Below are 26186 nucleotides of genomic sequence, written 5' to 3'. Positions count from 1 at the left end.
GAAAAATTTTCTCATTAACCATTTTAACTCATACTTTATAACTTCATACAAATAAAAAGCCCTCCTCTAACAAAGGAGAGCTGAGTTATTTCATAGTTGGTTCATAACGTTCTGTAAGCCATGTTCTGTTCCTTTGTACTACAAACGGCCCACGCCTCGTACTCCGGTGGCAATCATCTATCTACAGGTTATAAAACCTGTCCTTTCCCGTCGTTCATTTCCTTGGAAAAGATTCCCCTACCATTATTTGGGTTTCTCGCTCGTGGGGTTTACCTCGTTCCACTCCTATCATTTCTTCAAGGACTTCGTCACTGTGGCACTTTAAAGGTAGTCAAACCATATCCGAAAGGACTTAGGTTTTTTCCCTGCCGTTAAACCAGCCTTACAGCCAGAATACCCTAGCTTATGAATTGGCTAGGCACGAACACTACAGCCATCTCAGGCCGTGCGAGCATGGACTTTCCTCTACAACGTTGGCGTTGCAGCGATTACCCAAACGTTATGACATCCATTAGTATAGTGGAAACAAAAAGATTTTGCAACGTTTTTTTCTATGTAAAATGCTTAAACCTTTTCCCACCTTACATCATTCGTATAACTTACTTCCAAATACAGCTTTTTCTAAGTTAGATAAGCGTTTTAAAATATCCGTATTCGTGTTGTTATAAACTGGTTGTGCAACTGGTGTTTGTACAGGTTGTTGTGGAACTTGCGTTACTGCTAGTTTTTGTTCCTCTAATTCACGCTTTAAACGAGCATTTTGTTGCTTTAATTGCTCAAACTCTTTGTGGAAAGCTTCATAGTCTTTAATGATCATATCAAGAAACTTGTCTACTTCTTCTTGCTGATAACCTCTCATACCTGTTTTAAATTCTTTTTCTAAAATATCTTTCGCTGTTAATTTAATTTTATCCGAAATCATTTTCTTCACCTCAAATTTTTACCAAAACTTTCATTAACTAAATTTTTTCAGAAACAATGCTTTTTGTCAATCATATATACGAGTACTATATTACATATTTACTCTGCATTATTCCACTGTTCCTCTTCTATTATATCTTGTAAATCAGAAAAAAGAATGAAATAACTGTGATAATTTTCTATTTCTCCTTTTTTCTTTGCTGCTTCTACAATATATTTGGGACTTCCTGGTTTTTCTTCATCGTATACCGCTAAAAGCGCATCACTTTTTTCAATAAAAAATTGATTTTTTAATTTAAATTGCTCTGGACTTTCATACTTCCGTTTCGTGATACTATCAACATGGTCTGCTTGAGAAAGGATAAATTCGTAATATTCACGATTATCTTCTTTCCAATTTTCTTCTTGTTCTAAAAACGGAGTGAATACCGCTAATTTTAAATCTGGATATTCTACTTGAATTTCAAAAACAACTTCAGCAGCCCATAATTCTACACCTAATTGGCCACTTATTATAACCCACTCTAAACCATCTTCTACAAAATTGGTTAATTTACGGTGTAACGCTTTCTTTATACACTCCACCCCTGGATGATCATTTTTAAATATTCCAAGTTCAAATGGCTTATATCCTGTTACTGCAATAACTTTCATATCAACACTCCAATTACAAAAAAAGAACTAGCATTTCGCTAGTTCTAACATATCATTTACTTTTTAAACATTCCACCAACGTTTGGTCCGATATTTGGACCGAATGGTGATACGTTTGGTCCAAACGGAGATACATTTGGTCCTGGACCAAATGGTGATACGTGATGTCCATGATGTCCATGACCACACGGTCCACATCCGCCACCGAATCCTGGGTCGATTGGGTCCACAACATTTACATTTGAATTTGTTTGTGGGAAGAAGTTTTGGTTTTTAATTTGTTGATGATGTACATGTGTTGTATGTGTTGGGAAAATGTGTGGCACCACCGTTGTTGAAAAAGAGTGTGTTACGCATTGTTTCGTCGGATGAATGACAGGAGCAGTCGTACAAATAGGTCCTGTAGGCTTATGCCCTCCAAAGCAAGGATGACAATGATGCATAGTTTTTTCTCTCCTCTCTCGTTAAAAAAATCTGATTACACTTTACAGTATGAGAAAAGAGAGAAAGCCGTTTGTTATATATACCCATTTATTACAAGGAAATTTGTCTAGTCCTTTATTTCATTTACATTGTTTTTATAGACAATCCTTCAACATCACTTACCAAAAAAGCCTCCAACTTGCTTTACAATACCTGTCACTTGATTCATCGCATTCATCATTTGTCCAGCTGTATTCATCATTTTATTTACATCATAGTTACCATCTGATGTTTTAAATTGAGAAACAAAACTAGAAAACTGGCTTGGCTGTTGTTGCTTTTGCTTACCCTGCGTCGGGTACGGTTGTTTTGGTGGATAAAACATCGCTTGTTGATTAGCATACGGCGATGGTGGTGGCATATAATATTGCGAATTCATATAAGGCTGCTGCTGTGGTTGATTCATGTATGGTTGCTGAGCTTGTGATTGTTGAGCTTGATTCACATAAGGTTGCTGCTGTTGTGGTTGTTGAGCTTGATTCATAAAGGACACTTCAAACGGTTGATAATAATTTTGATTTCCATAATAAGGCTCGAAAGGATACATATTATACCGTAAATATGTATCCGTATTATATTGGTACATATTTTGCTGTGCATATGGATTCGTTTGCTGATATACGTTAGGTTGTTGAAACATGCATTCTCTCCTCCTTCACATAAGTTTCTACATATATAATATGTACCTATAAAATAATATGTGTGATGGAATATATGTCTATTTTTGTCGGAAGTTTAAATTTTTAAAAAATTAAAAAAGAAAACCCTTCCATGCTATGATAATTAAGAAGAAGATTCTCATGGGGGAGGAATCAACATGGTATTAGGGGATTTAAAACAAGCGTTTTCTCAAAAAAAGGGGTATTGCACAGAGAATGCAAATGAATTATTAGACTTTGCGAGACATTGGTATCTCGAAGGAAAAATATGCATATCAGATTATCGAACATTAATAAAAGAATTAGAAATAAACGGCGCAACAAAACCTACAACAATGACAGAAGCATAAAAATAACAAGAGGGCTCTCCCTCTTGTTATTTACATTGCTCAACTATATTTTGCAAAGTATACGAAATGGCTTGGTGTGTTTCAAAGAATCGTTTACCTTTACCTTTATTTACAAAGCATTGCAACACATTCGTTTGTAAATTATCGTATACTTGATCAATTTGCTGTACATGTATATACTTTGGCTTTTCTTCTTTAATCCACGTATAAGCTAATTCTTTCCACTTCTTTAATTCCTCATCTACCATATCTACAAACGGTTTCATATCCTTATAAAAGTCGTATTCAGTTAGTTCTCTTTTTTTTACATTCGCTTCATTATTATACTGCATGAGTTTTTCTGAAGACTGTATTAATGCTTCATTCTTCATTTCTTTCCCACCTTATTATGCACTCACTACGACGTTTTGAAATGTCTTCACCCAATTCCCTTTTTCTTCGTGATGCACTAATTTATTTTCCATATGTTCAATATGCATTTCTGTTATTTCTATCTTATTACATATTTTTTCACTCGCATCCTTTAATGCATGATTCATTCTAATCCCTATATTCATTTCCAGCAAATCGAGAGAACTTAACATTTGATCCATTTTTTTCATTACATCTTCCTTCTGAACCATCGCCATATACAAAACGCCTCCTTCTTTGCTTTTCCTTTGTCATGTAATTTCGCCGGATGATTCACCACTCCTGCCCACATGACAAAACTAGTTGTTATTCGTCAAAGAAATCATTTCGTATGTCATTTATAGAAATGGTAACAATACAAAAAGGAGGTGTATTACAATGGCAAAGAACAAAAATGAAAAAAAGAAAAACCAAAACAAACAACAAAATAAACCCGAGACTGGCAATCCAAAGCTAGATGGTCCAAACTTCCCTGCTACATAAAGCGAGACTTTATTACGAACATTTAAATTTCAAATCATCCTTAATCTCCTACTAGCATTACGTTTTGAAATTAAAGTTGTAGCACGCATAGCAGAATTTTTTCAAATTAAGAAGTCCCGTCTTCAAAATGGAAGACGGGACTTCTTTTTTATTATATCATGAACTCATCGATCCTTTTAGCAAAACGGTTTACGATAGATAGCCTATAGATTTGTTCTCTCTTTCTTCTATACCATTCTGTTATATTAACTTCCCCTTTAGGTTCTTCAAGTACAAATAGCACATTCATTTTCATATTTGCACAAAACCAATCTCTCATTTTTATTTCTTCATGTAAAATAACAGGATAAATATCTCTAAGTGTTGGCGTATAAGACTTTCGAGTTTCCTTTGCGTAAACTTCATAATCTTCTCTAGACCCAGTATGTGTAGTTTGCAGTGCAAACTTATAAAACGAACCATTATAAATTGGATGAAACAATAACCATGCTAATTTTTTTCCTAGTTCTATACGCTGTTGTAACGTTTCAAATTGATAAACCGAAAACCCATACATTCTCCCTTCAATTGTTGGGAAGATAACTGCACTAATATGAAGTCTTTCTTGTACTTTAAAAAGTGCAGTATGGAATACATGTTTTTTAAAATATGTGTTCTCAATGACTGGTTTTTGAATTTTATTTTGTTCATTTATAATAAGCGCTGTCATAAGTCTATTCATATCTCTTCTTTCCCAGAAAAGTAACCATTCTTTTTCCATAAAAATTGATACGTTGAAGTATTGCAACAAATGAAAGAGAGGTGCATGTCTCTTCTTACTTTCCTCATACAATAATAGCTGAGGAAATGCATCTAAAAAAATAATCCAATTAGCCTGTTCGTACAGAAGAAATAAATGTTTTTTTACCGTTCTAGGTAAAACAGTAGCATAATATCTCCCTTCTAAATCAGTCATATTCCAGCCCGCATTTCTCGAAACCATACTCGCTAAAAAGGCCCACCTGACTTCACTATTTCTTAAATAATATTCTTGATAAGATTGTGTCCGAGAAATATTGTCCACATTAGCTATTTCTGTTTTCTTTTTAATATTGTGAATGATTGCTTTTTCTTCCTCTGTACAAAAATTTTTTTCTCGATTTTGTTTAATTTTCATATAATCATTCCATGTAAACATAAATAAGTCATCATACCTTTCATCAAAAAGGTCACATCTTTTTTCATTTTTTGATATAATCACCTTTGTAAGTAATTCTTAGCAAGTTGGGGGTGGACACACTATGACCATTCGTTACCCAAATGGAAAAAGGTATAATCAAGCTTCACAACCTCAAAAAACACCTATAAAAACACATACTTATAGTAATAGAGGTATGTCCCTTGAAGAGGAATTGAATGAAACAAATCAATATTACTTAACCCATAATATTGCATGTGTACATAAAAAGCCTACACCTCTTCAAATTGTAAAAGTAGATTACCCCGCTCGAAGTGCTGCAGTGGTAAAAGAAGCGTATTTTAAACAACCTTCTACAACAGATTACAACGGTGTATACAAAGGGAAATACATCGATTTTGAAGCAAAGGAAACCAAAAATAAAACTAGTTTCCCACTTCAAAACTTCCACCTTCATCAAATTGAACATATGAAGCAAGTCGTTGCTCATAATGGAATTGCATTTGTTATTATTAAATTTACACTTTTTGATGAATTTTATTTACTAGATGCAAAACATATTATTGCATTTTGGAATCGTCAAAATACTGGTGGACGCAAGTCGATTACGAAAGAAGAAATAGAAGAGCATGGATCCTTATTATCATGCGGTTATCACCCTCGGATTGACTATATCCGTGTACTAGACATGGTTTATTTTTCGTGATAGAGTCATCACTAAGGCTCTTTTTTCGACTTTTGGGGGAGAGAATGAAAGGTAGGAGAAAGTATAATGTCAGATAATTATCGTTCTCGTACAGAACGAAATCATGTGAAAAATCAAGAGAAAAAAACACATAAAGAAGAAAAACCAAAGAAAAAAGGCTCCTTTTTCAAGAAATTCCTTATAGGTTGTCTACTTCTTGGTATCGTTGGTCTTGTAGCCGGCGTTTCCGCTTTCTTTGTTATGGTAAAGGACGCTCCAAAATTAGACAAATCCAAACTTGTTAATCCTTTATCAACAAAGTTTCTCGATAAAAACGGAAATTTCTTCTATGAATACGGTGCTGAAAAACGAACACATGTTACTTATGATCAAATTCCAAAAGTAGTTGAAAATGCATTTCTTGCAACTGAGGATTCGCGTTTCTATGATCATAATGGAATTGATTTTAAACGAACTACAAAAGCAGTTATGGAAAATGTCACTGGTGGTTTCGGTTCCCAAGGTGGTAGTACGATTACACAGCAAGTCGTTAAAAACTACTTTCTAACGATGGACAAAACTGCTAAAAGAAAAGTGCAAGAATGGTACTTATCTTACAAATTAGAGCAACAATACTCTAAACATGAGATTTTAGAAATGTACTTAAATAAGATTAATTTAGGTAACCGTTCATACGGTATTGCGACAGCAGCGCAAAAATATTATGGTAAAGATTTAAAAGACTTGCAATTACATGAAGCTGCTATGCTCGCTGGTTTACCCCAAGGTCCAAACATTTATGATCCAACAAAAAAGGAAAATGTTGAACGAGCAACAAATCGTCGTAATGTCGTATTATCATTAATGAATCGACATGGTTATATAACAAAAGAAGAAATGAATAACGCCGTTAAGATTCCAGTAACTGAGGGCCTTCAACCGTCTTCAGAAGTAACTGAGATGAAGTATCAAGCATTTTTAGATGCGGTTGTAAAAGAAGTTGAAAAAGAATATCCTGATGTAAATATCGGTTCAGATGGTTTAACGATTCATACAACACTTGATCAAGATGCTCAAGATTACGCCGACAAAATTATGGATGGCAATCTTATTAAGTATCCGGACGATCAATTCCAAGGGTCATTCGTATTTATGGATACACAGTCTGGAGAAGTTCGAGCAATTGGTGCTGGACGTAAAGAAAGTAAGTCTACTTTCAAAGGTCATAATATGGCAACTGATTTAAAACGCCAAGTTGGTTCAACAATGAAACCAATTTTCGACTACGGTCCGGCAATTGAAAATTTACAATGGTCTACATACCATCAATTAAACGACTCAGAGTATACGTATTCCAATGGTAAGAAAATACAAAATGCAACAAAGAGTTACAAAGGTGACGTTTCACTACGTGAAGCTTTGAAAAAGTCATTAAACATTCCAGCTTTAAAGACAGCACAAACAGTTGGTCTTAATAAGTCAAAAGAATTTGCTGAAGGTTTAGGCATGACCTTTAAAGAAGGAAAAGTCTACGAATCAACAGCAATCGGTAGTAACGATAGTTCTCCATTAGAAGTAGCAGGTGCATATGCAACCTTTGGTAATAGTGGTAACTATAATAAACCACACTTCGTAAAAGAAGTAACCTTCCCGGACGGGAAAAAGAAAAGCTTTAAACCTAAAGAACATCGCGCAATGCAAGACTATACAGCTTATATGGTTACTGACGTTCTTCGTGACGTAGTAAAACCTGGTTCTGGTGGTACAGGTCCAACAGCATACGTTTCAGGTGTTGACGTAGCAGGTAAAACAGGAACACAAAACTTTGATGAATCAGTTCTTCAAAAATATGACATCCCAGCTGATGCAAACAGAGATAGCTGGTTTGCTGGATATACGCCACAATACACAATGGCTGTTTGGACCGGTTACGAAAAAGATGGTCCAAAAAATTATGTTAGCGATCGCTCCACTAGAATTGCACAGCAAATGTTCCAAGTAATGATGAGCAAATTCGCTACAGATAAATCACGCTTTGAACGTCCTTCTTCTGTACAAGAAATAAACGGAGAGTTATACGTAAAAGGTGCGAAAAAAGATGCAATTAAACAAATTAAAGTAGATGCCCCTAGTGGTCTGAATGTCACTTTTGATGGCGCTAGCACAGTTACACTAAACTGGTCTGGACCAGCAGAAGTTGATGCATATGCAGCCAGCTATAAAGCAACTGACGGTTCAAGTGGTAGCCTATCAATAAGTGGTACGACAGCTACTCTTGGTGGTATTAAACCAGGTGTTACTTACAGCTTCTCTGTAGTAGCGAAAAAAGGCACTGGAACAAGCCCAGCAGTTGGTGCATCTTTCACTGCGCCTGGCGGAACTCCAGATGCGAAAAAAGCTGATGAAGAGGCTAAGAAAAAGGCCGATGAAGAAGCTAAGAAAAAAGCTGATGAGGAAGCCCAGAAAAAAGCTAATGAAGATAAAGTAAAACAAGAAGAAGCTAAGAAAAAAGCTGATGAAGAAGCTAAGAAACAACAAGAACAACAGCAGCAACAGCAGCAACAACAGCAACAACAAGAACAACAACGCAAACAGCAAGAAGAAGCTCAAAAGAAAGCCGATGAAGAAGCTAAGAAAAAAGCTGATGAAGAAGCTAAGAAGAAAGCTGAAGAAGAGGCCAAGAAAAAAGCTGAAGAAGAGGCTAAGAAACAACAAGAACAGCAACACCAAAATCCCGGAGGAGATACACCTCACGCAGACGGTGCTGTTGTTACAACAGAGTCCTAATATACAAAAAAAGAAGTCCGTTTCTCTTAACGAGAAGCGGACTTCTTTTTTGTTATCATTTTCTTTACATACAGCTTTTCTATTTCGATATACAACTGCGCTAATTGAATATAAGAATGATAATTACTCGGTTTCTTTATAATAAATGAATACCTTTCCATAAAATTAACAGGTTGCACTTTTAATTTATTCGTATTTATTTGCATTTCATTCAAACTATGAACAGGTTGTTCATTTAGCCAATAGACAACCGATAACAAGTGAGCTGAAAAAAGAATCATTGGTCCCTCAGCCTCTTGCTTATTTCTATTTCGAAACAGTATAGCAATGTCTTCATGCTTATTTTTCCATACATTCAACATCACTGGAATGCTGTTTTCAATTTCCTTCCATGGCTCATACTGTCTTTCAATATCAAATATAAAGTAAGTATTTTGTATTATCTCTTCAAAAGAATTGTCTGTATGATACTTAATTAAATTTACACTTTCTTTAAAAAATGGTAAACAGTGAAATTCTTTCGGTATTTCTATAACTCGTTCCATCCTTTATTTCACCTTCATTCGCTTCTTTCCTTCACGACATACTTCTAACAGTCTGCATTCCTCACATTGCGGTCGTTGTGCTTTACAATGATAACGTCCAAAGAAAATCATACGATGATGTGTAACTCCCCACTCATCCATTGGTACTTTCTTCATTAATGTTTTTTCTACTTCTAACACAGAGTCTTTCCATCTACACATAGCTAATCGTTTACTCACTCGCTCCACATGTGTATCAACAGCAATTGCCGGAATTCCAAACGCTACGGAAACTACAACATTCGCTGTTTTCCTTCCTACACCTGGTAATTTCGTAAGTTCATCTCGATCGTTCGGTACTTCTCCATTATAGTCATCTAATAACATTCGGCATAATTTTTGAATGTTTTTTGCTTTATTTCTATACAATCCGATAGAGCGTATATCTTGTTGTAATTCTTCTAGAGAAACACTTAAATAATCTTCTGGTGTTTTATATTTTTGAAATAAATTTCTTGTCACTTTATTTACAAGTACATCCGTACATTGTGCAGATAACGCCACCGCGATTACAAGTTCAAATGGATTATCATGAACCAATTCACAATGTGCTTCTGGATACATATCCGCCATTGTGTCTAAACAATAGCGAATTTGTGTTTTATTTAACATATACTTCCTCCTATATTACTGCTCCAACCAATTATAAAAAGGCACTTTTCCAGTAAATTTCGTCTCTTGTTTTGTCATTTGTTGTGCCCTTTGTTGATTCGCTCTAAATTTTTGACCTTGATTTTGAGCCTGATCTACCGTTTTAATTCCATTCTTTTTCCACTCAAATAAAATACGATCAATATATCGGAAATTTAGTTTTCCACTCATTACAGCTTCTCTAAGAGCCGCTTGAATTAAATTTGGATGATGTTGATCTTGGTCCTCCCACATCCCTAACGTTTCACATTCGAACGGCGAAAGTGGTCTTCCAAATTCTTTTTCAAATACTGTATATAAATTTACTTGTAGCTGTTTTTTTTCTTTTTGCTCTTCCTCTATTGATTCATCCATTAAGAAATGTAATATTTTTTCCCATAACGGTTGTAAAGAATAACTTTCGCACATCATCGCTTCTGATCTTTGTCCACCTTCTAGTGATAAAAAACCTTTTTGAATCAACGCCTGAATTACTTCCATACATTTCATTTCCGTTATCGTCATCCGTTCAGAAATCTCTGAAGGAGTCGGAAACGAATTACCTGATTCTAAAAATGTGTGTACATGAAGTACAACCATAAATTCCGTCTCATTTAAACCTAATTTTTTATAATGCATCATAAGCAATTTTGGAATTGCAATGCTTCCCTGCTCAAACCACTGTAACATCATTTTCTTTTTCATCACCAAACACCTCGCTCTCTAGTATAACACACCTTTAGCTATTTCTTTTTGCCACAATCCGTCAAAAAAACCTCCCCATTAATAGGGAGGTTTTTTATATTACATGAATGAAATATAAAATTAAGCTTGCACTTTACTTTTCATAAATGTATGGATGCGCTCTAATGCTTTCTCTACTTGTTCAAGAGATGTCGCATATGATAAACGAACATTATTTGGAGCACCAAATCCTGTACCTGGTACAAGAGCCACTTTTTCCTCTTCTAATAGAGCTTTTGCCCAATCATCAACTGTTGCATATCCTGATAAAGCTACAGCTTCTTTTACGTTAGGGAATAAGTAAAATGCACCTTGCGGTTTAATACAAGTAAAGCCAGGAATTTGAATTAATTTATCATAAATGATGTTTAATCTCTCTTCAAAGGCTTGGCGCATTGTTTCCACAGGTTCTTGTGAGCCTGCGTATGCCGCAATTGCGCCGTATTGAGCGATTGAAGTAGGGTTTGACGTACTATGACTTGCTAAGTTCGTCATCGCTTTAATAAGCTGCTTATTTCCTGCAGCATATCCAATACGCCATCCTGTCATAGAATGAGATTTAGATACACCATTAATAATAAGTGTTTGTTCTTTTAATGCATTAGAAAGCTGGGCAATTGAAGTATATTCTACGCCACCATAAATTAATTTTTCATAAATTTCATCAGAAACGATTAAAATATCATGTTCTAAACATACTTCTCCAAGCTGTTGTAATTCTTCTTTGCTATAAATCATTCCTGTTGGATTGCTCGGTGAATTAATAATAACTGCTTTCGTTTTCTCTGTAATTGCCTCACGCAGCTGCTTTGCTGTAATTTTGTACTCATTGTCTTCTAAACCTTCTACATAAACCGGCTTACCGCCAGCAAGCTTTACTTGCTCTGGATAGCTTACCCAGTAAGGAGTTGGGATGATAACTTCATCTCCCTCATCAAGTAATACTTGGAATAATGTATATAATGCATGCTTTGCACCATTACATACAATAATTTCAGATGGATCATACGCAATACCTTGATCGCGAGTAAATTTCTTCACAATTTCTTGTTTTAACGATTGTAATCCACCTGTTGGTGTATACTTCGTATGCCCTTCTAACATCGCTTTATGTGCAGCATCCATAATATGCTCTGGTGTATTAAAGTCAGGTTCCCCTGCCCCTAATGCAATTACATCATGACCCTCTGCTTTTAATGCTTGTGCCTTTGCTGTAATTTCTAAAGTTGAAGACGGTGTTAAAGCAGCTACTCGCTTTGCTAATTTCATTTGTAGTTCCCCCTACATCTATTTTTCAATGCTATATCGTCTTAAAAATTTTCCATCTTTAAATTCAAGATAGTAATAACTATAACGATTGTCATCATCAATATATGTAACTTCCCATAGTGGTACATCATTTTCAAAGCCTAATTTCACTTTCATAATCTCTTTCGGCTTACTTTTTGATTCCTTACTTTCATTGCCGACTTGCTCTATTGTTCTTTGTATAGCCTCTTTTTCAGAAATACCTTCGCTCTTTTTCCTTACTACAGTATCCCCTTTTTTCTCAGGCACCCAAACGATAAGTTGTTCTCCCTTTTCATCTGTACCTTGCACGACTATATATGCAGATTTTCCGTTGTAATAATCAACAGATTTCACCTTTGTAAGCTTTGCTTTTTCTTTAGCAATTTCTACAAATTTCGACTCTTTTGGAATTTTCTTTCCCATCGCTTTATTATAAACATACGCCCCATATATTCCGCTAGCAACGATAACAATAATGATTGCAAAGATCCACTTTTTCATTGTATCACTACGTTCTGTAAATCGTAAATACAGCTGTTTCTTTATCTTTTTCGTCTAATGCTAGTCCGAACATGAGGTCCTGCTCTTTTAACGTACGATTTAAACTATCAACAATTTTATACAAATCCGACGAATATTTAATACGCGTCGTTGATAGTACTTCGATTTTCTTATCCATGAAAAAACTCCTCCGTTACACAAAAATTTCTAATTATAGAAGAACGCAATGCGGTTACAATAAGAGTACATTCTTTACAACCCCTGCTTCATCACCCATCTATTATAGCAGGACATGTACAGCAAAAAAAGGTTTCAAGTCGAAAACCAACACATTTTGTATACAAGAAGTAAGAAAAATAAAATTCCTCCTACCCACATTTTTTACGCCTGAAGTTTATAAGTACTTCAGGCGTATTTTTCTTCCATTTTTATTCATTTGATGGTTCTTCTAATTGTACTAACAATTCTTCTAATGGTCCTTCATAAAGAGGTACGTTAGGAATCGATTGTAGAAATCGTTTTCCATAGGAAGAACTCGTCAAACGACGATCTAACACTACTACCGTTCCTGTATCTGTATTCGTTCGAATTAAGCGGCCGAATCCTTGTTTGAAACGTAATATTGCTTGTGGGAGCGCTAATTTAGTGAATACATCTTCACCTTGATTTTTTAGCCACTCACCTTTCGCTTCCATCATCGGCTGATGAGGAGGTGTAAATGGTAGACGGACTATAACAAGACAACTTAAGGCATCTCCAGGAATATCTATTCCTTCCCAGAAACTGCTCGTCCCTAATAAAATTGATTTGTCGAACTCTTGAAACTTTCGAATTAAGCGGCTTCGACTTCTATTATTCACACTTTGGGTGAGTAATAAATAACCCTCTAATTCATCACTATTTTTTAAATTCGCATACGCTTCTTTTAACATTTCATACGAAGTGAATAAAACGAGCATTCTGCCTTTTGTGGCTTTTGCTATCTTTGCAATATGTTCCGATACAGATTCAATATATCGCTCATTACTTACTTGCTTAATAAAAGGTACATCCGTTGAAACCATTAATTTCATCTGTTCATCATAACGAAATGGTGACGGAACCTTTAAAGTATTTGGAGCGAAATCATGTAAACCAAGTTCTTCTTTTATATAATCAAACGTATCGTTAACTGTTAGTGTTGCGGATGTAAAAATAACACTCTTTTTTTCTGTTAAAAATTCATCAGCAAATCTTTCACCAATATGGACAGGCTGTGCGTATAGAACTGTTGAATGAATCGTCCCTTTCGTTTCAGTCTCCATCCAAGTTACATACGAATTCTTTTCTAATACGAGTAACTGTAATGATTCTGCCATCTTTCTCAGCAACTCAATTAAATGCATAAATTCACCTGTTACAACATGCATCTCCCATTCTAACTTACTTTGCAATATATCCACTTGCTTCTCAAGAGCAGTTACTACCCTTCTTAATTCATATATAAAACGATTTGTTAATTCGACGATACTATCCCACAACTTACCTTTTTCTAGTTCTGCGTTATACCTATAGATGAGCGGCATATTATTCGTTCCTTGCTCTTGCTTTGTTTGTTTAAATATAAAAGTACGTAACATTTGGAAGAGTTCATCCGCATCAAACTTAAGTTCCTTCAAACTATAACTTATCATACGGAAAGTTGAACGAGATGCTTGCTCTGATTTTTTCATCATTTTATATACTTTGGAGAGTACATCTTCTGTTTCTAGCGTCCCAAGACGAGATATAACCAATTGAAAATACATACAAGAGAACTGTTCACCCAATGTTCTACTCGCAGCTTCTTCAATATGGTGAGCTTCATCAAAAATAATATGTTCGCATGAAGCAAACAACGGTTCTTCACTTGAAAAATCTTGAAATAATAACGCATGATTTGTAATAACGATATCTGCAAATAAAGCTTTATTCTTCGCTCGCTGATAAAAACAACGACTAAACCAATTACTTTGCATACCGCCTGGACTATACGCATCGCTACAAATACGATTCCAAAGTAACTTTCCGCCCTCAGGAATATTTAATTCGTCTCGATCACCTGTTTCAGTTTGCAATAGCCAAACTAAAATCTTCGCCTTCGTAAGTGCCATATCATAATTTTTTTCTTCCTCTTGCAAAGCATACTCAAATTTATGTAAGCATAAATAATGTTTTCTTCCTTTTAGAAGAGCTGCCTCAAATGAAAATGGCATTATTTTTTGTAATAACGGAATTTCTTTTTCTAATATTTGTTGTTGGAGTTGTACCGTTTGTGTACTTATAATGACAGGTTCTTCTTTTCTCTTTGCAAAATAAAGACTAGGAAGCAAATAAGCAAGAGTCTTTCCTGTTCCTGTACCCGCTTCAATTAGTGAAAAACGAGAATCTCTTAACGCCGTATATATCTCTTTCATCATCAGTTGTTGACTTTCTCTTCTTTCAAACTTTGGCATATGTGATTCCAATTTATCCATCGTTTTATTCAAGAAAGCATCAAACTTTGATGAACACGTTTCTCCAAGGTTTAAGGAATAGTTCCGCTTTTTCAGCGCAATATTTCGATGTATTTCATACTCCGCTATATCTTCTTTACCGTGCATTACTTTCTTTAAAATATTTTCAGAAAGCACATCAGCTATATCGCTTTGGAACACATCACTTAATTCATAAAGCGATTGCAACGTGACAAGTGGTAACTTTTCAATTTCATTTAAAAATTGTAAAAATAATTCCGCTGTTGCAAGAGCATCACTATCCGCACGATGTGGTTGATCGTGCTCTAGTTCATGCTTCTTAGCTAAATCACGTAATTTATAACTATCGGCTGTCGGCAAAAGAATTTGAGCCAATTCAACCGTGTCGATTTTCGGACAATGTATTTCTGTATATCCAGCTTGCCTTAATTCTTCATTTAAAAAATTCCAATCAAAGTGAACATTATGCGCAACGAAAGCCGCACCTTGTAATAGCTCAACAATCATCGGGGCTACATCTTGAAATAACGGGGCTTGTTTTACAAGACTTTCATCAATCCCTGTTAATTCTGTAATAAATGGTGGGATCTCTCTCTTTGGGTTAACAAAAGACGAAAAAATCTCCAATATCTCTCCATCTTCTACTACAACAGCTGCAATTTGGGTAATTTTATCCTTCCCATCTTTCCAGGAGTTCCCTGTCGTCTCTAAATCAACAACGACATAACGCTTACTCATATATGTAACACCTCAATTTCTTACCTTTCAAACAACAATAATTTATATAATGTTACTATACCACGTTTTATCTCATCTTAATGAAAAGATGCACAAAAAAGCTATCTCCGCAATGGAGATAGCCTTTCTACTTATAATATCGTACCCGCTTTTTCAGCACCTAACATTTCAATAATTTGATTATCATCGTCTAATACTGCAATTTTTGGTTCTTGTTTATGAATCTCTTCTTCCGTAACTAGCCCATAACAAATAATAATTACTTTGTCCCCTGGTTGTACAAGCCTTGCCGCAGCACCGTTTAAACAAACAACACCACTACCGCGTTCCCCTTTAATAACGTATGTCTCTAAGCGAGCACCATTATTATTATTTACAATTTGGACTTTTTCGTTTTCTACAATATTTACTGCATCCATTAAGTCTTCATCAATTGTAATACTACCTACATAATTTAAATTTGCCTCCGTTACAGTTGCACGATGTAACTTTGCTCTCATCATTGTGCGAAACATAGATGCTCCCCCTTATTTAACTGTTAATGTTATATTGTCAATTAATCTTACATTTTCAAACTTAACTGCAATAGCTAAAATGATTCTTCCTTCGACTTTCTCTACCATTGTTAATGACGGATATGCATATAAATCTGCATAATCTACAGTGCCTTTCGTATGCGTCTCAATATACTCTTTCACAAGATTTGTAATGATTTCGGGATTACGTTCACCTGCCTCAATTCTTTCTTTCGCTATACATAGGCTGCGGTATAAATGAAGAGCTTCTTCACGTTCATCTTGTGATAGGTACACGTTACGAGAACTTTTCGCTAAACCATCTTCTTCCCTTACAATATCAACTGGTACGATTGTAACTGGAATATTGAAATCAGTTACAAACCCTTCAATTACTGCAACTTGTTGAGCATCTTTCATACCGAAATAAGCACGCTTTGGCAGCGTAATATTAAATAGTTTCATTAGTACAGTTGCAACACCAGCGAAATGACCAGGTCTTTGTTGACCGCATAATACGTCCGTGCGCTTCACAACTTCTACCGTTGTTGTTTGTTCTGCTGGATACATTTCTTCTACACTCGGATAAAATAAATAATCTACACCGTTTTCTTTTGCTACATTTTCATCTCTATCAATATCACGAGGATATCGATCTAAATCTTCATTTGGGCCAAATTGTAGTGGGTTTACAAATACACTTAAAACTACAATTTCATTTTCTTCTCTTGCCTTACGTAATAAAGTAGCATGGCCTTCATGTAAATAACCCATTGTTGGAACAAAACCAATACTCTTTCCACTTGCACGAAGTTCGCTCGTAATTTGCTGCATCTCTTGCACTGTAGTTACGATTTTCATTATTGTTTTCCTCCGTATAACGCTAAGCATTCTTCCTCTTTCATTGTGAACGAATGTTTTTCTTCAGGAAATTGCCTTGTCTTTACTTCAGTAACATATTGTGAAATCCCACGCACAATCTCCTCTTGAACAGACGTATATTGCTTCACAAATTTCGGAACACGATTTACGCCGTATGAGATAAGATCATGATAAACAAGCACTTGCCCATCTACTTTTTGTCCTGCACCAATCCCAATTGTCGGTATTGTTAGTTGCTCTGAAATAAGTTCTGCTAACTGCATTGGTACACATTCTAACACAAGCGCTATTGCACCAGCTTCTTCACATTTCTTTGCATCTTCTATTAATTTTTTTGCACTCTCCGCATCTTTTCCTTGCACTTTATATCCACCCAACACTCCTACAGATTGAGGGGTTAAACCTAAATGCGCTACAACAGGAATTCCTGCGTTCGTCAAATATTGAATCGTCGATATAACTTCTCCAGCACCTTCTACCTTCAGTGCGTGTGCCCCGCTCTCTTGAACGATGCGGCGTGCATTCACCATCGTTTCTTGTAATGATACGTGATACGACATAAATGGCATATCAGTTACAATAAACGTCTCTTTCGCTCCGCGGCGTACAGCTTTCGTATGATGAATCATATCCTCTACTGTTACAGGTACTGTTGAATCGTATCCGAGTACAACCATTCCAAGAGAATCTCCAACTAGAATCATATCAACTTCAGCTTCTTCTGCTAATTTAGCAGATGGATAATCATACGCCGTTAGCATTGTAATCGGCTCACCTTGCTCTTTCATCTTCAAAAAATCTGTTTTTGTTTTCAAAAACTACTCCTCCTTTATGCAGGAGAGAGGAGATGGCCGAAATCATATAAAAAAACCCCTCTGGCCATAAAAGGGCAGAAGGGTTGTGTGTTAGTCGGCATTATTCATCCCTCTGTCCCAGTCCGTTATTGGATCAAGGCAGAATCCAAGTTATTATTTTTCGTATGACTTCGAATCATGGTGCAGTTCGCTCTGATACTGCCCACATTCGAACTAATTATAGCAAACTACAAAAAGGAATTACTACATTTTTTTGAAAAAATAATTTTTTATTCTTATTACGGTATATGAAATTTAACACGAGAGTATATATGCTATACAGTTTTTATGGATAATTCAATACTGAAAAGATACATGTTTTTTCAACGCATGTTAAAAAAGTCCAAGTTAATTTTTTCTGTAATCCATTTAACTGTATAGTATAACTCTTAAACTAATGATGCAGGTTAATTGAGGAAAGTACTTAACAAAGGAGAATTGCAGATGAAAAGAATTTATTATCATGTTACAAATTCAACTCAAAACTATTGAAATAAAAAGAAGTTCCAAAAGAGGAACTTCTTTTACTTAATTTCGATATCTGCAGAATGAATATGATGTACTTTTCCTTCATGGTCTTCTAGAAGCAATACACCATCCTCTGTAATTCCTTTTGCTACACCCGTAATCGTCTCTCTCATTGTTCGAGCGGTAATTTCTTTCCCGATGCTCACAGCGTAACTTTCCCAAAGAATTTTAATGACAGAGAAACCATTTTGTAAATATTCTTCATATAATTTTTCTAGTTGTAAATAGATTTGTTGCATAAGTTCTGCACGAACAATCGGCTTACCTGATTCAATCGCTAATGAAGTAGCGATGTGCTGAATTTCTTCATCAAAATGTTCTTGCTTTTGATTCGCATTAATACCGATGCCCATAATGACAGCATTAATTTTATCAGGATCCGCTTGCATTTCTGTTAATATACCTACAGCCTTTTTACCTTGAATTAAAATATCATTTGGCCATTTTATTCCTACGTTTACACCCGTACATTTTTCAATTGCCTGTGCAACACTAACAGCCGCTAACAAAGTAAGTTGCGGTGCATGATGAACTGGGATTGACGGGCGTAAAATAATACTCATCCAAATCCCTGTTCCTTTTGGTGAATGCCATTTTCTGCTTAAACGACCTCTTCCCGCTGTTTGTTCTTCTGCTACAACGACAGTTCCTTCTTCTGCACCTTCATAAGCAAGTTTTGCTGCAATGTGCTGCGTTGATTCAACAGTTTCTTCAAAATACACTGTTCTACCAATCCGCTTCGTTTGTAGCCCTAACTGAATTTCATTAGCAGTCACTTTGTCTGGCTTACTTGCAATTCGGTAACCTAATCGGCGCACAGCTTCAAGTTCATATCCCTCACTCCGCAGATCCTCCATATGTTTCCACACAGCAGTTCTTGAACAACCAAGTTTATCACTAATTGTTTGGCCGGATACAAACTCGCCATCCGCTTCAGAAAAAACTTGCAATAACTGCTTTCTTATAGTAGATTGCATCCTTGCAGCCACTCCCTTATACGCTCTTTCTCATTAACTACGTTTCCTTGTACGATTGCTTCTTCGATTTTCTGAAGCATTTCAGCAACCCACGGACCAGGCTTTTTGTTTGCCCAGTTTAATAAATCATTACCAGTCACATTCATTTCTTGACGTTCCTGGATTGGCAATGCATGAAACATTGATTGTACTCGTTCAACAGATGTAGGGTCATAGCTTTCAATCATCGCTTCATATACTCTCTCTGCCATTTCAGCGATATGAATTCCCGTTTTATAAAGAAGGACTGTATCCCAATCCTTCTCCTTTCTAGTACGAATTGCCAATAAAACTGCAACAATATCTTTTATTTTTTTATTCGAAAACTTCCATTGACGTAAAAAGACAGATGGATGTTCTTCTCCGATACAATATAAGAAAAATGCCCACGCCTCAATATCCGTTTCGAAAGAATCCCATTTATACTGCGTAGCTTTTAACAGTCTCTCTTCTGACATTTGTAAATATGGCAAATGAGAAAACAGCTTCGTCTCTACTAATTCTTTGAGACCTTTCACACAATATGTACCAGTTAACAGTTTCTCAAACTCTACTGTAATACGCTCAATTGCTATATGTTCTAGCAAATGCCCATACGTTTCAATCGCTTGCTTCGTTTTCATTTCTAATGAAAAACCTAACGTGCTTACAAACCGAATACCACGCATCATTCGCAGGGCATCTTCTTGAAAACGATCCGCAGCATTTCCAACTGTCACAATTTCTCTCTGTTGAATGGCTTCCTGTCCAGCAAATAAATCAACCATTTTGCCTTCTTCTGTCATAGCAATTGCATTCATCGTGAAATCACGACGTTTTAAATCCTCTTCTAATGAACGAACAAATTGAACACTACTAGGTCTTCGAAAATCTTCATATTCGCTTTCTGTTCGAAAAGTAGTTACCTCATAAGGCTCACCATTTTCTACAACAATTACAGTTCCATGCTCAAGACCAACAGGAACATTTCTTGGGAATATAGCCATCACTTCTTCTGGTAGAGCAGATGTCGCAATATCAATATCTCCAATCGGCCTATCGATAATAAGATCTCGTACGCTTCCACCAACAAAGTAAGCCTCATGTCCTTGTTGCTTTAATGTCTCAATAATAGAACTAGCTTTTTTAAATCTTTCCATTTTTGTCATCCCTTAGTACGTCATAGTAAATCGTTTCATATTGTGAAACAATTTTTTCTGAGCGAAATTGCTCATAAACACTTTCTCTTGCTCGTTCTCCCATATTACGGTGAAGTTCCTCGTCCTTTAATAGCTGAATAGCTTGATTTGCCACTCCTGTTGTATCGCCAACTTCACATAAATATCCTGTTTCCCCGTGTTGAATAACCTCTGGAATACCTCCAACCCGCGTTCCGATACAAGGTACACCACACGCCATTGCTTCTAATAAAACAAGACCAAAACTTTCCTTCTCTGATAGAAGCAACATTAAATCACTCATCGCAAGTAGTTCTGCAACATTATCTTGCTTCCCTAAGAATAAAACGCGATCTTCAATATGTAAATTCTTCACTATCTGTAAAATGGTACAGAATTCTGGTCCGTCTCCAACAAGAAGCAACTTCGCATCTACTTCTTTAACAATTTTAGCAAATGCCTGAACAACATCCTGCACACGTTTCACTTTACGGAAATTCGAAATATGAATAAGTACTTTTTCACTCTCACTTATACCATATTCTTTCTTTAATTGAGACATATTACGCTTGAAATATACACGTTCGTCTATAAAGTTATATACCGTTTGAATTTCTTTACTTGGTTTTACAAGCTCATGTGTTTCGTTAATTAATGAATGCGAGACAGCAGTGACAACATCCGATTGCTCAATACCAAAACGAATTAAATTATTTAACGAAGGGTCGGAACCTAACACAGTAATATCTGTTCCATGTAAGGTTGTAACAATTTTAATACGCTCTCCGATCATTTGTTTTGCTAAATATGCACAAATTGCATGTGGTATTGCGTAATGCACATGTAAAATGTCTAAGTTTTCTCTTTGTGCAACCTCGGCCATTTTACTTGCTAACGCTAAATCGTATGGTGGATATTGAAATACAGAGTATTGATTTACCGTCACTTCATGAAAATAAATGTTTGGATATACTTTATTTAACCGGAATGGTAAACCCGATGTGATAAAGTGAATTTCATGCCCACGTTCCGCCAATTGCTTTCCTAATTCTGTCCCAACAACTCCAGAACCACCTACAGAAGGATAACATGTAATACCTATTTTTAATTTCATTTACATCCCCCTAATAAATCAGCATGTAATAAAACCGGTTTCTTACTCATAAATCCCTCGGCATACAAGACTCCAACTTCTTTTCCAAACATCTTCTCACGAGCGATTACAGTTTCAACGTAACCTTCTGTTAACGGTGTCTTAACACCATCACTCCCTGTTGAAAACTGACTTTCATACGCTTCTAATGCTTCCACCTTTATAGAGAGGTACTCACTTATATCTATACAAAAATTCGGTTTATGAAAACCATTAATCATATAATTATAAAAAGACTCCACACGATGTGGTGAAAGTTCCGGCATATATTTACGGATTCCTGCTGAAAAAATAGCCTCTTCCACAAGCTTTGCACAATTTGCATGATCTGGATGGCGATCTTCATAGTACGGCGCAAAAACTAGTTTTGGTTTATATGTACGGATCACCTTGACAATTTCACGTATATACTCTTCTTTCATATACAAACCACGGTCTGGCATCGCTAAATTCAGCCTCGTTTTTACTCCCATTATACGAGCTGCGACCTTCGCTTCTTCTTTTCTCAACTCTATCGTTCCATTTGAAGAAAGATCAGCTTCTGTTAAATCACAAATACCTACTTCATACCCTTGCTTTGTATATTTAGCGATGGTACCAGCCATGCCGATTTCAACATCATCGGCATGAGCACCAAACGCTAATATATGTAATCCACTCATAATTGTTCCCCTCATTTTCTTAACTTACGATAATCTAAATCTCCTCGCTCTAATGCGTGCATTAACATTTCAGCACTTGCCATATTCGTTGCAAGTGGAATCGCATATACATCACATAAACGAAGCAATGCATTCACATCCGGTTCATGCGGCTGTGCTGTTAATGGATCGCGGAAGAAAATCACCATATCTAAATCGTTCTTTGCAATCATTGCACCAATTTCTTGATCTCCACCAAGAGGGCCAGATTGATATCTTGTTACAACTAATCCAGTCGCTTCCATAATACGAAGCCCTGTCGTTCCTGTTGCAAATAATTCATGTTGTTCAAAAATTGGTTTATATGCGTATGCAAACGAAACCATATCATTTTTCTTTTTGTCATGTGCGATTAAGGCAATTTTCATCCGTTGTCTCCCCTTTAGTCGATAATATTTTCTAAACCGTACACAAGATGATCAAGGTTCATTACCGTCTCAATTGATAGTTTTACACCTGACATAAATGATGCACGATTGAATGAATCATGACGAACTGTTAACATTTGTCCATCTCCACCGAACATTACTTCTTGGTGTGCAATAAGCCCTGGCAAACGTACACTATGAATGTGAATACCGTCTACATTTGCACCTCGTGCACCTGCTAGTTGCTCTACTTCATTTGGATGACCTTGCTGCTTTGATTCACGATTTTGACGAATTAACTCTACCGTTTTTACAGCTGTACCAGATGGTGCGTCTAATTTTTGATCATGATGTAATTCAATTACCTCAACATCTTGGAAATATTTCGCTGCCATTTGTGAGAATTTCATCATAAGAACTGCACCAATTGCAAAGTTTGGAGCAATAATTGTTCCTACTGCTTTTTCTTTTGCATTCTCTGTTAAACGTGCCAATTCTTCTTCTGTAAATCCAGTTGTACCAATAACCGAACGAAGTCCACGCTCAACTGCAAGTGTAACGTGTTGTTTCCCCACTTCTGGTGTTGTTAAATCTAACAACACATCTGCTTCTACTTCATCTAAACAAGTATGTAAATCAGCGTAAATCGGCGCATGTAATGCTGGCATGCCAGGTAAATCAGAAATTTTTTCACCACCATGCTTATAATCCACTGCTGCTACTAAATTAAAATGTTCCGTTCTTTCCATAAGAAGGACTGCTTCATGTCCCATACGTCCTCTTGGTCCGGCGATAATTACTTTAATTTCTTTCATTATTCTTTCTCTCCCTCATCAATACGTGTCCAGCGATCTTTATCACGTGTATTAAATTTATTCATTACAATGTTATGTGCTGTCTCTAAATCAATATTTAAACTATTTGCCATACAAATCATAACAAATAATACATCTCCAAGCTCTTCTTCAATACTTCTTTCTTTTTCAGTTGTTTTCTTCGGTTTCTCACCATAATAATGATTTACCTCTCTTGCAAGCTCTCCCATTTCTTCCGTTAAACGAGCCATCATTGCAATCGGACTGAAATAACCTTCTTTAAACTGACCAATATATGCATCTACTTCTTTCTGCATATCTTTCATCGTTTTTGCTTCCATACTATTCACCTCTAATCCTTCCTCTTTCATGTTAGCCAATTCATCGCGATTTGACAAATATTATTCCCCGTCAAACACCTATTTGCGACCCATTTTTGGATAGACTATAATAAAGTGAAACTTCTTTTGCGTTTTTTTGCAAAAGATTAGTTGAACTAATCGGGTTCCTACGGCTGGTTCGCCTTTCTTCAGAGCTTTATCTCCTACCAGCCGTTGGTACGGGGTAAAGTTCAACTAATCTTTTGCGCTTTTTGCAAAAGATTAGTTGAACTAATCGAGTTCCTACGGCTGGTTTGCCCCTCTTCTTTGCTTCATCTCCTATCAGCCGTTAGAGCGGGATAAAGTGAAACCTTCTTTTGTGCTTTTCACAAAAGATCAGCCCACATCAATCAAGTTCTTACTATTTTCACTAGCAACTAGAAATTACTTATTATTATGTTTTACTGTTTCAGCGGAGCAATGCAATCATTACATAATTAGGGGGATTTCTATATGACATCAAAATTGAAGATGCGAAATATTATTTTTATTTTAATCGGTTCCGCTATATTTTCTTTCGGTATTGTCAATATCAATATTGAAAACCACCTTGCAGAGGGTGGGTTTACTGGTATTACACTATTATTGTATTTTTTATTTAAGTTTGATCCTTCCTACTCAAACTTAATTTTAAATATCCCTATATTTTTTATTGGTTGGAGGTTACTTGGCAGAACGACATTTTTATATACATTAATTGGCACCTTTAGCGTATCTTTATTTCTATGGATTTTCCAGCGTTACGAAGTACTCAACTTACATTTAAACTTGCAAAATGATATGACACTCGCAGCTTTATTCGCCGGGGCATTTATCGGTATCGGCCTTGGAATAATATTTAAATATGGCGGGACTACTGGCGGTGTAGATATTATCGCACGACTAGCTCACAAATATGTTGGCTGGAGTATGGGGAAAACAATGTTTATGTTTGATGCTGTCGTTATCGTAGTCTCTATTCTTACCTATTTATCATACCGCGAGGGCATGTATACGCTAGTTGCTGTTTTTATCGGTGCTAAAGTCATTGATTTTATGCAAGAAGGAGCTTATGCTGCCAAAGGAGCGACTATTATCTCAGAGAAAAACGATGAAATTGCTGCCAAAATTTTATCTGAAATGGAGCGCGGAGCAACCTTTTTAAAAGCTGTTGGATCGTATACAAAAGTGGAACGTAACGTATTGTATTGCGTTGTTGCTAAAAATGAAATCGTGAAATTAAAGAATATCATTACTTCTGTAGATCCTCATGCTTTTGTCGCTGTAAGTGATGTACATGATGTAGTTGGTGAAGGATTTACGTTAGATGAAAATAAAAACCCTTTACATAATTAAATGTAACTAGAAAAGCGCCTTAGCTTTTCTAGTTTTTTATTACAAGTCTTTTAAGCTTCTCAAAATCCTCATGAATAAGCTCCAATAAACTCCGATTATAAAAAATGGAAGCTGGATGAAAAGTCGGAAAAACATGATATTCTTTCTCTGACCATGTAAACTCTGCACTTTGCATATCCTTTAATTTTTGAATGGGCTGTTTTAATAATTGCCCGTGTACATCTGTGATTTTTTTATTTTTTCCTGTTAAACGTTGAAGACCGATATTTCCAAGCGTGACGATAAGCTTCGGATGTATTTTCTCTAATTCATAATCTAACAAAGGCGCATGGGCAACTATTTCTCCCTGATTTGGCGTTCTATTATACTTTTTTTGTATGATTTCACCATTTCGTTCTTTTTTCTCTCGCCATTTATAAGGTCTACTTCGAACAGCGCTCGTAATATATACTTCTTCCCTTGTAACATCAATACGCTCTAAAAAATCCATTAATTGTTTTCCCGCCCTCCCGCTAAACGGAATCCCATTATGAATTTCTGTTTCACCAGGCGCTTCTCCTAACAACATAAATTTGGGATTTTCAGGACCTTGTCCACTTAAAAAACCTTCTAGTTGATAAGGAGCACTGCGCTCTTGCACTTGTTTTACTAAATGGTCTGGATATTTCATTTCCCCCCACCGCCTTTCCGCATTACTTCTATTATTTCTATTTGCAATACATTATATAATTCAATCCATACAACAAAAAAAGACTATCAAAAATGAAGTGCACCCCAATTGTTAGACACATAACTAACAATTGGAGGTGCATTTTTTATGGCTAAATTTTCTTCAAAAGATAAAATACAAGCAGTAAAACGATATCTAGAAGGTACGGAAGGCGGAAAAA

The 26186-nt window shown here is 35.9% G+C and carries 30 protein-coding genes and 1 other RNA gene; 5 read left to right on the top strand and 26 right to left on the bottom strand.

Annotated elements, in window-relative coordinates:
• Window positions 1-109: 109 nt before the first annotated feature.
• The 5 genes from rnpB to D1166_RS26230 form a co-directional block, all read right to left on the bottom strand.
• An RNA gene (rnpB, locus tag D1166_RS26250) (RNase P RNA component class B) lies at window positions 110-500 on the bottom strand.
• A gap of 86 nt (window positions 501-586) precedes the next feature.
• Window positions 587-922 carry a cell division regulator GpsB gene (gpsB, locus tag D1166_RS26245; RefSeq protein WP_000622431.1) on the bottom strand — a complete coding sequence of 112 codons (336 nt, stop codon included), beginning with the start codon at window positions 920-922 and terminating at the stop codon, window positions 587-589.
• A gap of 98 nt (window positions 923-1020) precedes the next feature.
• Complete coding sequence (locus D1166_RS26240) at window positions 1021-1575, bottom strand: SLOG family protein (RefSeq protein ID WP_000862912.1); 555 nt, start codon at window positions 1573-1575, stop codon at window positions 1021-1023.
• Between the two features lie 56 nt (window positions 1576-1631).
• On the bottom strand, window positions 1632-2018 hold the full coding sequence (locus tag D1166_RS26235) for a CotD family spore coat protein (RefSeq protein WP_097861726.1): 387 nt from the start codon (window positions 2016-2018) through the stop codon (window positions 1632-1634).
• 155 nt (window positions 2019-2173) lie between these two features.
• A complete protein-coding gene (locus tag D1166_RS26230; protein ID WP_000487626.1) occupies window positions 2174-2698 on the bottom strand; it encodes a YppG family protein in 525 nt (174 codons plus the stop codon).
• A gap of 177 nt (window positions 2699-2875) precedes the next feature.
• Between D1166_RS26230 and D1166_RS26225 the strand changes: the two genes are divergently transcribed.
• Window positions 2876-3067 carry a YppF family protein gene (locus D1166_RS26225; protein WP_000242652.1) on the top strand — a complete coding sequence of 64 codons (192 nt, stop codon included), beginning with the start codon at window positions 2876-2878 and terminating at the stop codon, window positions 3065-3067.
• Window positions 3068-3093: 26 nt separating this feature from the next.
• On the opposite strand, the gene D1166_RS26220 is transcribed toward D1166_RS26225, so the two are convergent.
• Window positions 3094-3438 carry a YppE family protein gene (locus D1166_RS26220; protein WP_000786940.1) on the bottom strand — a complete coding sequence of 115 codons (345 nt, stop codon included), beginning with the start codon at window positions 3436-3438 and terminating at the stop codon, window positions 3094-3096.
• Window positions 3439-3453: 15 nt separating this feature from the next.
• Window positions 3454-3696, bottom strand: coding sequence for a hypothetical protein (locus D1166_RS26215; RefSeq protein ID WP_001252036.1), 243 nt, complete (start codon window positions 3694-3696; stop codon window positions 3454-3456).
• A gap of 85 nt (window positions 3697-3781) precedes the next feature.
• Between D1166_RS26215 and D1166_RS32210 the strand changes: the two genes are divergently transcribed.
• The gene (locus D1166_RS32210) at window positions 3782-3961 is read left to right on the top strand and encodes a hypothetical protein (protein ID WP_001987054.1); all 180 of its coding nucleotides are present in this window, start codon (window positions 3782-3784) and stop codon (window positions 3959-3961) included.
• 151 nt (window positions 3962-4112) lie between these two features.
• On the opposite strand, the gene D1166_RS26210 is transcribed toward D1166_RS32210, so the two are convergent.
• Window positions 4113-5138 (bottom strand): DUF2515 domain-containing protein, encoded by a 1026-nt coding sequence (locus D1166_RS26210; RefSeq protein ID WP_097855627.1) that lies wholly within the window; start codon window positions 5136-5138, stop codon window positions 4113-4115.
• 103 nt (window positions 5139-5241) lie between these two features.
• Here D1166_RS26210 and recU point away from each other — a divergent pair, with 103 nt between their 5' ends.
• The gene (recU, locus tag D1166_RS26205) at window positions 5242-5844 is read left to right on the top strand and encodes a Holliday junction resolvase RecU (RefSeq protein ID WP_000155598.1); all 603 of its coding nucleotides are present in this window, start codon (window positions 5242-5244) and stop codon (window positions 5842-5844) included.
• 66 nt (window positions 5845-5910) lie between these two features.
• A complete protein-coding gene (locus D1166_RS26200; protein WP_118043484.1) occupies window positions 5911-8610 on the top strand; it encodes a PBP1A family penicillin-binding protein in 2700 nt (899 codons plus the stop codon).
• A 26-nt stretch (window positions 8611-8636) separates the two neighbouring features.
• On the opposite strand, the gene D1166_RS26195 is transcribed toward D1166_RS26200, so the two are convergent.
• From D1166_RS26195 to D1166_RS26115, 17 genes are all read right to left on the bottom strand, one after another.
• Window positions 8637-9155, bottom strand: a complete 519-nt coding sequence (locus D1166_RS26195) for a YpoC family protein (RefSeq protein ID WP_000442653.1) — start codon at window positions 9153-9155, stop codon at window positions 8637-8639.
• Window positions 9156-9158: 3 nt separating this feature from the next.
• On the bottom strand, window positions 9159-9806 hold the full coding sequence (nth, locus tag D1166_RS26190; RefSeq protein WP_000933034.1) for an endonuclease III: 648 nt from the start codon (window positions 9804-9806) through the stop codon (window positions 9159-9161).
• 15 nt (window positions 9807-9821) lie between these two features.
• Entirely contained in the window at window positions 9822-10529 is a 708-nt protein-coding gene (gene dnaD, locus D1166_RS26185; protein WP_000728542.1) for a DNA replication protein DnaD, read from the bottom strand.
• A 120-nt stretch (window positions 10530-10649) separates the two neighbouring features.
• A complete protein-coding gene (aspB, locus tag D1166_RS26180; protein ID WP_000761560.1) occupies window positions 10650-11837 on the bottom strand; it encodes an aspartate transaminase AspB in 1188 nt (395 codons plus the stop codon).
• An 18-nt stretch (window positions 11838-11855) separates the two neighbouring features.
• Window positions 11856-12359 carry a cell wall elongation regulator TseB-like domain-containing protein gene (locus D1166_RS26175; RefSeq protein ID WP_000758739.1) on the bottom strand — a complete coding sequence of 168 codons (504 nt, stop codon included), beginning with the start codon at window positions 12357-12359 and terminating at the stop codon, window positions 11856-11858.
• 7 nt (window positions 12360-12366) lie between these two features.
• Complete coding sequence (locus D1166_RS26170; protein WP_000358352.1) at window positions 12367-12537, bottom strand: YpmA family protein; 171 nt, start codon at window positions 12535-12537, stop codon at window positions 12367-12369.
• Window positions 12538-12787: 250 nt separating this feature from the next.
• The gene (dinG, locus tag D1166_RS26165) at window positions 12788-15592 is read right to left on the bottom strand and encodes an ATP-dependent DNA helicase DinG (RefSeq protein ID WP_097855625.1); all 2805 of its coding nucleotides are present in this window, start codon (window positions 15590-15592) and stop codon (window positions 12788-12790) included.
• Between the two features lie 131 nt (window positions 15593-15723).
• Entirely contained in the window at window positions 15724-16107 is a 384-nt protein-coding gene (panD, locus tag D1166_RS26160; RefSeq protein ID WP_000490181.1) for an aspartate 1-decarboxylase, read from the bottom strand.
• A 12-nt stretch (window positions 16108-16119) separates the two neighbouring features.
• On the bottom strand, window positions 16120-16968 hold the full coding sequence (gene panC, locus D1166_RS26155) for a pantoate--beta-alanine ligase (RefSeq protein WP_000707023.1): 849 nt from the start codon (window positions 16966-16968) through the stop codon (window positions 16120-16122).
• A complete protein-coding gene (gene panB / locus D1166_RS26150; RefSeq protein WP_000851108.1) occupies window positions 16968-17804 on the bottom strand; it encodes a 3-methyl-2-oxobutanoate hydroxymethyltransferase in 837 nt (278 codons plus the stop codon). The genes panC and panB overlap by 1 nt, the downstream gene beginning before the upstream one ends.
• A gap of 563 nt (window positions 17805-18367) precedes the next feature.
• Window positions 18368-19348: a biotin--[acetyl-CoA-carboxylase] ligase gene (locus tag D1166_RS26145; protein WP_001192064.1), complete on the bottom strand. Its 981-nt coding sequence runs from the start codon at window positions 19346-19348 to the stop codon at window positions 18368-18370.
• Entirely contained in the window at window positions 19333-20526 is a 1194-nt protein-coding gene (locus tag D1166_RS26140) for a CCA tRNA nucleotidyltransferase (RefSeq protein WP_044796617.1), read from the bottom strand. Before D1166_RS26140 ends, D1166_RS26145 begins: the two co-directional genes overlap by 16 nt.
• On the bottom strand, window positions 20513-21658 hold the full coding sequence (gene bshA, locus D1166_RS26135) for an N-acetyl-alpha-D-glucosaminyl L-malate synthase BshA (RefSeq protein ID WP_000768305.1): 1146 nt from the start codon (window positions 21656-21658) through the stop codon (window positions 20513-20515). Before bshA ends, D1166_RS26140 begins: the two co-directional genes overlap by 14 nt.
• A complete protein-coding gene (gene bshB1 / locus D1166_RS26130; RefSeq protein ID WP_000015673.1) occupies window positions 21655-22359 on the bottom strand; it encodes a bacillithiol biosynthesis deacetylase BshB1 in 705 nt (234 codons plus the stop codon). The genes bshA and bshB1 overlap by 4 nt, the downstream gene beginning before the upstream one ends.
• A gap of 11 nt (window positions 22360-22370) precedes the next feature.
• Entirely contained in the window at window positions 22371-22766 is a 396-nt protein-coding gene (gene mgsA, locus D1166_RS26125) for a methylglyoxal synthase (protein WP_000684765.1), read from the bottom strand.
• A 14-nt stretch (window positions 22767-22780) separates the two neighbouring features.
• Window positions 22781-23581 carry a dihydrodipicolinate reductase gene (gene dapB / locus D1166_RS26120; RefSeq protein ID WP_000658810.1) on the bottom strand — a complete coding sequence of 267 codons (801 nt, stop codon included), beginning with the start codon at window positions 23579-23581 and terminating at the stop codon, window positions 22781-22783.
• A complete protein-coding gene (locus tag D1166_RS26115; protein ID WP_118043485.1) occupies window positions 23581-23922 on the bottom strand; it encodes a nucleotide pyrophosphohydrolase in 342 nt (113 codons plus the stop codon). The genes dapB and D1166_RS26115 overlap by 1 nt, the downstream gene beginning before the upstream one ends.
• A 492-nt stretch (window positions 23923-24414) precedes the next feature.
• Between D1166_RS26115 and D1166_RS26110 the strand changes: the two genes are divergently transcribed.
• Window positions 24415-25296 carry a YitT family protein gene (locus D1166_RS26110; RefSeq protein WP_000202121.1) on the top strand — a complete coding sequence of 294 codons (882 nt, stop codon included), beginning with the start codon at window positions 24415-24417 and terminating at the stop codon, window positions 25294-25296.
• A gap of 28 nt (window positions 25297-25324) precedes the next feature.
• Here the strand turns inward: D1166_RS26110 and D1166_RS26105 are convergent, their stop codons facing one another.
• The gene (locus D1166_RS26105; RefSeq protein ID WP_000876871.1) at window positions 25325-25966 is read right to left on the bottom strand and encodes a uracil-DNA glycosylase; all 642 of its coding nucleotides are present in this window, start codon (window positions 25964-25966) and stop codon (window positions 25325-25327) included.
• Window positions 25967-26186 lie beyond the last annotated feature (220 nt).

The sequence above is a fragment of the Bacillus sp. ISO11 genome, assembly GCF_003458115.1.
In the GTDB taxonomy this organism is placed as follows: Bacteria; Bacillota; Bacilli; order Bacillales; family Bacillaceae_G; genus Bacillus_A; species Bacillus_A cereus.
The sequence above is the reverse complement of the archived record's forward strand: the minus strand, read 5'-3'. Positions and strand labels throughout refer to the sequence as shown.